Raw genomic sequence first — 8,695 nt, 5'->3', positions numbered from 1 at the left:
AGGCGCGGCCTTGGGCACCAGGGCGTAGCAGGCAAGCAGGACCGGGGCGCAGCCGAACCAGCCGCCGATGCGCACCCACATAAAGTCTTTGAACAGGTGCGTGGTGCCCGGCGGGGTAAATTGCGCGATGGCGCCGTAGAAGAGCGGGAGCATCTGCAGGGGGGCGGCGGGCACCGGCAGGGTGCCGCGCGCCAGGAGAGCGAAATCATGCGCCCCGGCATCGCCGGTCTGCAGATAGGCCAGAAATGGCAGTACCAACGGCAGGGTGAGGGCGAGGCCGATGCTGGCTGCGAGTAGCATTTTGCCGAGGAAGCGCGCCCGCGCCGGGCCGGGGCTCTGGGCGAGGCGCAGCAGGGTCCAGCAACCGGCGAGCAGGCTGTTCAGATACGCGGTTTCGGGGAAGCCGGCGTAGATGGAGCTGGCCAGGGCCAGCGGCACCAGCGACCAGCCCATGCGCCGGTTGGCGGCGGCGGCGTGCCAGGTATGCTCAATGCCGAGCAGCAGCAGGGGCAGGCAGAAGATGGGCGCGGTGACGGTGCCCGCGGTGAGGATGAAGGTGCCGTTGAGGGAGAACAGCGCGCCGCCGAGCAGCGCGGCGGCAGTGTCCAGGCGCAGCTCCGTGAGGAAGGCGTAGGTAAAAATGCCGCTGAGGAGCTGGAAGAGCACACGTTGGAGGAACCAGCCGTTATGGAAATGCAGCAGCAGCACGAAGGGCAGGAAGAAGGATTCGTTCTGCATTTCGGCGGCGAGCGGCATGCCAACGCCGCCATAGGGGTTCCACCAGGGGATGGTGCCGTGCAGCCAGTCCTGCGCGCTGAGATAGCCCAGCGGCTGGGTGAGCTGGGCGACTGCGGGGTCAATATAGCAGGCGGAGCCGGGGACGATGCCGGGGGCGCCGCTGGTGGCGAGGCTGGAGTATAGTGTTTCGGGGTCGCAGATGAAGGCGCCGCTGAGGATGCCGGCGTTGGCCAGCAGCACGATGAGGGTGAGGGCGAGGATGGCGCGCCAGTGGTTGCGGATCATGCGGCTTTTTACCGTAATCCGGCATAGCCGCAAAAAACCGTTCAGAGCAGCCCGGCCAGCAGCGTCAGGGTGCAGGCCAGGCGGATGATGAGTTTTTGCCGGTGGTCCGGGGGCGTTCCCGATGGTGAGTGGCTTCACCTCTTTGGGAACCGCTTTTTGCTGTTCAGGGCAATGCGGCTATAGGAGGGTGAGTTTAGTGCATAGCTTAAAAAGAAGTGACGTGATGAAAAATAATTTAAGCAAATTCATTATTTTAGCAGCTTTTATTTTAGGTGCATTTCCCGTTGGAACCATGACAGCGCTGCTAACGCCGCTGGGGCAATCGCCCGATGAGCCGGCCCATGTCGCACGGGCGGCTGGCTTGTTGCGTGGGGCAGTTCTTGGAGTGCGTAAAACATTAGCAGATGAGAAGACGGGAGCACCTGTTCAAAAAACAGGTGTGGAGGTGGATAATGGGCTGTTTAGGGCTTCGTTCGGAGCATATACTGAAATTGAAAATCGCCCTGTTGTCACCGAGCAGGACTTTTTGGCAACGAGGGCGCAATTGCCAGACCATAAAAATTTTTTTGTTAACATACCAAACACAGCAGCATATTTCCCGGTGGCTTATACGCCCGCCACGCTGGGGATGGCAATTGGTTTGATGTTGAAATTATCGCCATTTTCCTGCTTGATGTTGGCGCGGTTTTTTATGCTCGGCGCCTTTTTGATTCTAGGTTTTTTGGCGTTGTGGATTGCGGCTTTCGGTGAGGCGGTGCTGCTTGTGGTGCTGCTTATGCCAATGACGCTTTTTCTGGCGGGTACTGTGAATCAGGACGCTGTGCTGATCGCTTTGGTCTGTCTGGCTTGTGCGGCGCTAACGCGCCATTCACGCGGGTTCAGGTTGTTGGGCCTGGTGGTGCTGGTATTGTTCCTGGGCTCGAAGCCTCCCTATATTTTATTACTGGGCATGTTTCTTCTACCATTATGCAAAGAAGGCTTTTGGTTGCGTGTTCGCGAGATTGTGATTGCATGCGTTCCGGTGCTGCTATGGGTTGTTCTGATTTCATTGTTTGTCATCATTCCCTTCAAAAAGGGGATGTATCATCCTGGTGTGCTCTATCCGGGGGATCGTAATATTTGGATGAATCAGACCAGCCCGGCCATAAATTTGCATATTTTGTTGGCCAAGCCATCAAGATTTTTTACCCTGCCGTGGCACACGATTTTACTTTGGCACAATCAGTTTCTGGATCAGATGGTTGGAGTTTTGGGTCTGCTGCAAATTATGCTGCCTCAATCTTATTATATGCTCTGGGGCGGGGCGCTGGTTTCATCTTTAGCAGGCTTGGTTTTTTGCGCCCGCCCGGAGCAAGGGAAGCCGTGCAAGCCATTAGCTGATTCTCTGTGGGTTGGTTTTCTGCTGCTTTCTACATACTGGTTGATTATGATCAGTTTCTATCTGAGTTGGACTAATGTTGGGCTGGATATTATCGACGGCATGCAAGGACGCTATAGTTTGCCTTTATTGCCGTTTCTGATGTTTCTGTTCCCCAGCTGGCGCGGGCGCTTTCAGCTGCCGCCGCTCTTGCCTGCGTTGCCAGCCATTATGCTCGGAGTGTACGACGTAGGTTATATTCCGATGAAGCTTGTATGCAATTATTATCTGCATTAGGCGAGGTAGGATATGAAGTCTATAAAAATTGCCGTGCTGATTCCATGCTTCAACGAGGCGGTGGCGATTGGCAAGGTGGTGGCCGATTTCCGCGCGTGCCTGCCGGCGGCGGAGGTTTATGTTTACGATAATAATTCCAGCGATGGCACGGCGCTGGTTGCCGCCACCGCCGGGGCGATGGTGCGGCGGGAGGCATTGCAGGGCAAAGGTCATGTAATTCGGCGGATGTTCGCCGATATTGAGGCTGATGCCTATGTGCTGGTGGATGGCGATGATACTTACGATGCCGCCGCCGCGCCGGAGATGGTCAGGCTACTCCTGGAAGAGCATCTCGATATGGTCAACGGTCAGCGCAACGTGGCGGGGGAGGAAACGCAGGCCTACCGGCGGGGGCACCGGATGGGCAACCGCGTGCTCTCGGGGCTGGTGAGGATGGTGTTTGGTGACCGGATCAGGGACATGCTTTCAGGCTACCGGGTGTTCTCACGCCGGTTCGTGAAGACTTTTCCGGCCCTGGCGTCAGGGTTTGAAACCGAAACGGAATTCACCATCCATGCGCTTGATTTGATGATGCCGCTAGCCGAATTGCCGGTGAGCTACCGCGAGCGTCCGGCGGGGTCGGCCTCGAAACTGCGGACCTACTCTGACGGCTTGCGGATTTCGCGGACGATTCTGGTGCTGGTGAAGGAGGAACGGCCGTTGCAGTTCTTCACCCTGGCGGGTGTGCTGCTGATGCTGCTGGCCATCGCGCTGGGTTTCCCGGTGGTGACGGCGTATCTCAAAACCGGGCTGGTGCCGCGGTTGCCGACGGCGGTGCTCTCGACCGGGATCATGATGATCTCGTTTCTCTCCTTCGCCTGCGGCCTGATTCTGGACTCCGTGGCGCGGGCGCGCAAGGAGGCCAAGCGGCTGGCATATCTGGCGATAGCGCGCTGGGGCGCGTAAAGCCCCCAGCACTTCACACAGGTTAAAGAGCGTTGCGGATGGCCGCCAGTGCGGCCTGCCAGGCGTTGCCGTCCGGGCCGCCGGCCTGGGCCATGGTTTTGTTGCCGCCGCCGCCCGCCCCGCCAACCGCCGCCGCGGCGAGGCGGACCAAATCTACCGCGCTGTGGGTGGATGAGAGATCATCGGAGACGGCGGTGATGATCGCAGCCTTGCCATCGGTGGTGGCAATGAGGGCGATGATGCCCGCGCCGATTGACTTCAGCAGATCGCTGGCGATGGGCTTCAGCTCCTTCGCCGGAATGTCGCCAACGTGGCGCAGCAGGGTTTTTACGCCGTTGATGGTCTCAACACTGGCGGCGGCGCTGCTGAGCACCAGCTTTTTCTGCAATTCGGCGACCTGACGCTCCAGGCGCTTTTTCTCGTCCTGGAGCTGGGTGATGCGGGCGGGGAGCTCGGCAGGCTGGGCCTTCAGCGTGGCGGCGGCTTCGGCCAGGAGGCGGGATTCGTCCTCGACGGCGGCGATGGCGGCTGCACCGGCCAGAGCCTCGATGCGGCGCACGCCCGCGGAGACCGCACCTTCGGAGGTGATGCGGAAGAGGCCGATGTCACCGGTGCGCGAAACATGGGTGCCGCCGCAGAGTTCGACCGACCAGGCGGATTTGGCGCCATCGGGGTTGCCCATGCCCACCACGCGGACCTCATCGCCGTATTTTTCACCAAACAGCGCCATGGCGCCGAGTTTAACGGCTTCATCCGGGGTCATCAGCCGGGTGGTGACTTCGGCGTTGTCGCGGATGCGGGTGTTTACTTCGCGCTCCACGATGGCCAGTTCTTCCGCCGTGATGGGGCGGGGCTGGGAGATGTCAAACCGCAGGCGGTCTGGCGCGTTGAGCGAGCCTTTTTGCATGACATGGGTGCCAAGGGCGCGGCGCAGCGCCTCGTGCAGCAGATGGGTGGCGGAATGGTGCGCGCGGATGGCGCCGCGGCGGGCATGGTCCACCGCCGCCAGAACGGGCTGGCCGGTGCGCGCGGTGCCTGCCTCCACCACGCCGAGGTGGACGAAGAGTTCACCAAGCTTCTTTTGCGTGTCGGTGATGCGGATGCGCAGATTATCGGGGCCGGTGAGGTAGCCGGTGTCGCCCACCTGGCCGCCGCTTTCGGCATAGAAGGGGGTCTGGTTCAGCAGGATGGCGACGGATTGATCCGCCAGCGCGTGGCCGGTGGGCTGGCCGTCGACGATGAGGGCGGTGATAGTGGCTTCGGCAGTTTCCGTGGTGTAGCCCAGAAATTCGGTGGCGCCGAGCTGCTCCTTCAGCTCAAACCACACGGTTTCGGTCGCGGCCTCGCCAGAGCCGGCCCAGGCGGCGCGGGCGCGGCGGCGCTGTTCGTCCATCGCGGCGTTGAAGCCTTCGATGTCAACGGTCTTGCCTTGTTCGCGAAGGGCGTCCTGGGTGAGGTCGAGCGGGAAGCCAAAGGTGTCGTAGAGTTTGAAGGCCACGGCGCCCGATAGCGAACCGCCGGAGGGGATGGTTTCGGCTTCGTCGTTGAGCAGCGAAATGCCGCGATCGAGCATCGCGCGAAAACGGTTTTCCTCGAGTTGCAATGTCTCGGTGATGAGCGGCTCGGCGGCGTTGAGCTCTGGGTAAGCCTGGCCCATCTGGCGGACCAGCGCGGGGACGAGGCGGTGCATCAGCGGTTCGGTGGCGCCCATGAGGTGGGCGTGGCGCATGGCGCGGCGCATGATGCGGCGGAGCACATAGCCGCGGCCTTCGTTGGAGGGGAGTACGCCGTCAGCCATCAGGAAGGATGTCGAGCGCAGATGGTCGGCCACCACGCGGTGGCTGGTCTTGAATCTGCCGTCAGGGTCCTGGCCGGTGGCCTCCGCCGAGGCCATGATGAGGGCGCGCAAAGTATCGGTGTCGTAATTGTCGTGTTTGTCTTGCAGGATGGCGGCGAAGCGCTCCAGGCCCATGCCGGTGTCGATGGAGGGACGCGGGAGCGGGTTACGCGTGCCGGGCGGGCCTTCCTCATATTGCATGAACACGAGGTTCCAGATCTCGATGAAGCGGTCGCCGTCTTCATCCGGGGAACCAGGCGGGCCGCCGGGGATGCCTTCGCCGTGGTCGTAGAAAATTTCCGAGCAGGGGCCGCAGGGGCCGGTGTCTCCCATTTTCCAGAAATTATCGTCGGTAGGGATGCGGATGATTTTTTGGTCCGCCACCCCGGCGATTTTTTTCCACAGATCGGCCGCTTCGTGATCTGTGTGGTAAACTGTAACGAGGAGCTTGTCCTTGGGGAGACCAAAATCCTTGGTCAGCAGGGTCCAGGCGTGGAGGATGGCCTGTTCCTTGAAATAGTCACCGAAGGAGAAATTGCCCAGCATCTCGAAGAACGTATGGTGGCGGGCGGTATAGCCGACATTATCCAGGTCGTTATGCTTGCCGCCGGCGCGCACACATTTTTGCGACGAGGCAGCGCGGACATAAGAGCGTTTCTCCTGCCCGGTGAACAAATTCTTGAACGGCACCATGCCAGCGCTGGTGAAGAGCAGCGTCGGGTCGTTGCGGGGCACCAGCGGGGCGCTGGGTACGACTGTGTGGCCGTTGCGGGCGAAATAGTTGAGGAAGGTGGCGCGGATATCGTTGCTGGTGACCATGTTACCGGGATTACAGGTTTGCCCGCTTTTCGCCAAGTCTGGGGGCGCAGGAAGTTACCGGGCGTATTTTTCGACCGTGGGCTGGATGAAGGCGGCGATGCGGGCCATGCCTGTGGCGTTGGGGTGCAGGGCGGGCTCAGGCGGGGTCAGCCGCGGGTCGACATAGAGGGAGGCGTCGGTTTTGCCGTGTTTTTGCAGCACGTGGCTCACATCGATGAAGGTGACATCGGCGTTACTCGCGTAGTGGCGAGCCAGGGCGGCGTTGGTGGCGGTGGTTTGGGCATCCACCCAGGGGGCGCGGATGGAGGGCAGCACCCCGAGCAGGAGGATATGCGAGCCGGGCAGGCGGCGGCGGGTGCTGGCCACCACGGATTCGATGCCCGGGACGGTCATGGTTGCATCCCAGTGCACGCGGCCAAAGTTGTTGGCGCCGATGAGAATGATGACGAGGCGCGGATGCAGCCCGGCGACCTGGCCGTGGTCCAGCCGCCAGATGAGGCTGGAGGTGGTGTCGCCGATAAAGCCGAAGTCAAGCGCGGCATAGGGGGCGTAGTAGTGGCTCCAAACAGGGAGGATGTCATCGTAGCCATGGCCGCCGTGGCGCTGCCAGTAGTAGGTGATGGAGTCGCCCAGCCAGACGATTTTGGCGCCGGGGTCGGCTTTGGCTTGTTCCAATGTGCGGGCGAAGCGGGCTCGCCACCAGGGTAGGCTGGTGCGGCCGATGGGCGCTTCGGCGAGATTGATGCGCGCCTGCGCGGCCAGCGGCGCGGCGGCCAGGGGAAGGATCAGGAAAAGAGCGCGGAGCAGGCGCTTCATGGCTTACAAGCCAAACAGCAGCAGTGTGAAGCTGGCGGCGCCGAGCAGAGCGCAATACCAGGCGAAGGGCAGCAAGGCCCAGGAGTCGTGGTTATGGAAATAGCGCATGAGAAATGCGGTGCTGGCATACGCGACCACCCCGGCCGCAACGGCGGCGAAGGTGGCTGCGCCGAACAGGGAGTGGAGCTCATGCGCGTGGACGAGCTTGGGGACCTCGAGCACGCTGGCGGCGAAGATCACCGGCGTGCCCATAAGGAAGGCAAACTTGGCGGCTTCCTCATGCCCCGCGCCGCGGCGCAGGCCGCCGACGATGGCGGCACCCGAACGGGAGATTCCGGGCAGGAAGGCGAGGCACTGGAAAAAGCCGATGACTAGCGCGTCTGCATTGGTGAGGGTGGCGCTGCTGCGCAGGGCGCGCCCGCGCAGGCGCTCGCCCAGGAACAGCAGCCCGGCGTTCGCGATGAGGAACAGCGCGGCGATGAGCGGGCTGGCGAAGAGATGCGCCACCGGTTTTTTGATGATGAAGCCAATGATGACGGCGGGGAGAGTGGCGATGATGAGCCGCAGCAGCAGGGCGCGCTGGGTTTTCACCTCGGTGGCGTAGCCAAGCCCCAAGACGCCGCGCAGCATGCCCAGCCAGTCAGCATAGAAAAACAGCAGCATGCCGATGGCGGTGCCCAGATGCAGCATGACAAGGAAGGGCAGAAAGCCGGGGCTGGCCTGGTTTATCCCCCAATGCAACAGGGCGGGCACAACGACGGCATGGCCGAGGCTGCTGACGGGAAATAGCTCGCTGGCGCCCTGCAGCACGGCGAACATCATGGCATGTAGAAAACTCATGGGGACTCCCTGGGCGGTATGGCGCCTCCTTTGCCGCATTGCGGAAATTTTTGCCACTGCTAAGCGTGAGGTATGAAGCGTTTTAACAATACGGGCGGGGTGGCGTGGTGCTGACGGCGTGGATGACCTGGAGTGTTGTCACGCTAAGTGTGGGCGGTGTTATTTTGCGGCCTTGGGGGGTGCGCGAGGTGGTGCCGGCGCTGGCGGGGGCGTTGGCGCTGGTCGCCTTTGGCTTGCTGCCGGTTGGGGCGGCGCTGCGCGGGGTGGGGCAGGGGGCGGATGTTTACCTGTTTCTCACGGGCATGATGATTCTGGCGGAGCTGGCGGCGGACCAGGGCCTGTTCGCCTGGGCAGCCGGCTGGGTGGCGCGGCGCGCGGGGGGCTCGGCGGCGCGGCTGTTTGCGATGATCTATGGCATGGCCGTGGTGGTTACGATGTTTCTCTCCAACGATGCGACCGCCGTGGTGTTCACCCCTGCCGTGGCGGCGATGGCACGGGCGGTGAAAGCGGAGCAGCCGCTGCCGTTTTTGTTGATCTGCGCGTTTGTCGCCAACGCGGCATCGTTCGTGCTGCCGATTTCCAACCCGGCCAGTCTGGTGGTTTACGGCGCGGCGCTGCCGCCGTTGCTGGGGTGGGTGCGCCAGTTCGGGCTGGCATCGGTGGTGGCGGTTGGCGTGACGTTTCTGCTGCTGCGCTTCACGCAGCGCCGGGCCCTGATGCTGCCGCTGGCGGCGCAGGCGCACCAGCCGGCACTCTCCGCC

At 62.2% G+C, this 8,695-nt stretch carries 6 protein-coding genes and 1 pseudogene; 3 read left to right on the top strand and 4 right to left on the bottom strand.

Annotation, left to right across the window (positions count from 1 at the left end; genetic code table 11):
- Positions 1–1,023: pseudogene (locus tag PHE40_RS09130) on the bottom strand (hypothetical protein); the annotation flags it as partial.
- Between the two features lie 223 nt (positions 1,024–1,246).
- Between PHE40_RS09130 and PHE40_RS09125 the strand changes: the two are divergent.
- On the top strand, positions 1,247–2,677 hold the full coding sequence (locus PHE40_RS09125) for a DUF2142 domain-containing protein (protein ID WP_299961026.1): 1,431 nt from the start codon (positions 1,247–1,249) through the stop codon (positions 2,675–2,677).
- A 12-nt stretch (positions 2,678–2,689) separates the two neighbouring features.
- Positions 2,690–3,622, top strand: a complete 933-nt coding sequence (locus tag PHE40_RS09120) for a glycosyltransferase family 2 protein (RefSeq protein ID WP_299961022.1) — start codon at positions 2,690–2,692, stop codon at positions 3,620–3,622.
- 22 nt (positions 3,623–3,644) lie between these two features.
- Here the strand turns inward: PHE40_RS09120 and alaS are convergent, their stop codons facing one another.
- Genes alaS through PHE40_RS09105 form a run of 3 tightly spaced genes read right to left on the bottom strand, consistent with a single transcriptional unit; the run spans position 3,645 to position 7,934 of the window.
- Entirely contained in the window at positions 3,645–6,278 is a 2,634-nt protein-coding gene (gene alaS / locus PHE40_RS09115; RefSeq protein ID WP_299961020.1) for an alanine--tRNA ligase, read from the bottom strand.
- Positions 6,279–6,332: 54 nt separating this feature from the next.
- Positions 6,333–7,094, bottom strand: coding sequence for a GDSL-type esterase/lipase family protein (locus PHE40_RS09110; protein WP_299961018.1), 762 nt, complete (start codon positions 7,092–7,094; stop codon positions 6,333–6,335).
- 3 nt (positions 7,095–7,097) lie between these two features.
- The gene (locus PHE40_RS09105; RefSeq protein WP_299961016.1) at positions 7,098–7,934 is read right to left on the bottom strand and encodes an undecaprenyl-diphosphate phosphatase; all 837 of its coding nucleotides are present in this window, start codon (positions 7,932–7,934) and stop codon (positions 7,098–7,100) included.
- 122 nt (positions 7,935–8,056) lie between these two features.
- On the opposite strand from PHE40_RS09105, the gene PHE40_RS09100 reads away from it, so the two are divergent.
- Positions 8,057–8,695 (top strand): SLC13 family permease (locus PHE40_RS09100; protein ID WP_299961014.1); only part of this gene is annotated, 639 nt, incomplete at its 3' end.

It is taken from the genome of Acidocella sp. (genome assembly GCF_028687955.1).
Taxonomy (GTDB): domain Bacteria; phylum Pseudomonadota; class Alphaproteobacteria; order Acetobacterales; family Acetobacteraceae; genus Acidocella.
This window is presented reverse-complemented; position numbering and strand designations above follow the sequence as displayed.

Excerpts from the sequence above, each read along its gene's own strand:
- PHE40_RS09125 (WP_299961026.1), top strand. The coding sequence starts at position 1,247 with ATGAAAAATAATTTAAGCAAATTCATTATTTTAGCAGCTTTTATTTTA.
- PHE40_RS09120 (WP_299961022.1), top strand. The coding sequence starts at position 2,690 with ATGAAGTCTATAAAAATTGCCGTGCTGATTCCATGCTTCAACGAGGCG.
- alaS (WP_299961020.1), bottom strand. The coding sequence starts at position 6,278 with ATGGTCACCAGCAACGATATCCGCGCCACCTTCCTCAACTATTTCGCC.
- PHE40_RS09110 (WP_299961018.1), bottom strand. The coding sequence starts at position 7,094 with ATGAAGCGCCTGCTCCGCGCTCTTTTCCTGATCCTTCCCCTGGCCGCC.
- PHE40_RS09105 (WP_299961016.1), bottom strand. The coding sequence starts at position 7,934 with ATGAGTTTTCTACATGCCATGATGTTCGCCGTGCTGCAGGGCGCCAGC.